The 547-nt window shown below is 43.0% G+C and carries 1 protein-coding gene; it reads right to left on the reverse strand.

All coding sequences use genetic code 11. The annotated features are described in order from the left end of the window. Positions 1-79: 79 nt before the first annotated feature. Positions 80-493 carry a hypothetical protein gene (locus tag ACFINE_RS09975; protein ID WP_375621919.1) on the reverse strand — a complete coding sequence of 138 codons (414 nt, stop codon included), beginning with the start codon at positions 491-493 and terminating at the stop codon, positions 80-82. Positions 494-547 lie beyond the last annotated feature (54 nt).

Consider the following 547-nt stretch of genomic DNA (forward strand, 5'->3'; position numbering starts at 1 on the left):
GCGAGTTCTTCTCGATAGGCAATCACATCCAGCCAATCCATCTGGTTAATCTCTGAAGGCGCCCAGTGATAATAAAGGGCTAGTTCTGCTCCAAATTGTCTGGCAGAGAGGATTGGCGTTGCGTAAAAAAAGCAAAAAAAGCCTTCAATATTGCGACAATATCCATCACATCAACTCGATCAATCAATTCAATAGATTCATGTGACATATCAGCCAAAAGTGCTGTGATGCCTTCTGTTGCCTCACTTGTGAACAAAACTTGAGAAAGCTTCGTGATAAGCACATCATTGCTCAAAGTGGTTTTTTGCTCTCCAAACTCAGGAAGCAGCAGCTCTGTCAATTGTGGTCCAATGAGCACCGCTAATTGCTTGGCATGCTTAAAAGTGGGGCGATAAAAGGTCAGTTTCTTGCAGAGAGTTTCTTTGCCATTTTTATCTTGATAAAGAAGCGGAACCTGCAATTCCACGTCAATGCTGGTTTGTAAACTTGTCATGATCAATTCCTATAAATTGAGAATAGAGCGGCGGCGAGAACCGATCTCTTGCCC

The sequence above is a fragment of the Bartonella sp. AA97HXZ genome, from assembly GCF_042196985.1.
In the GTDB taxonomy this organism is placed as follows: Bacteria; Pseudomonadota; Alphaproteobacteria; order Rhizobiales; family Rhizobiaceae; genus Bartonella.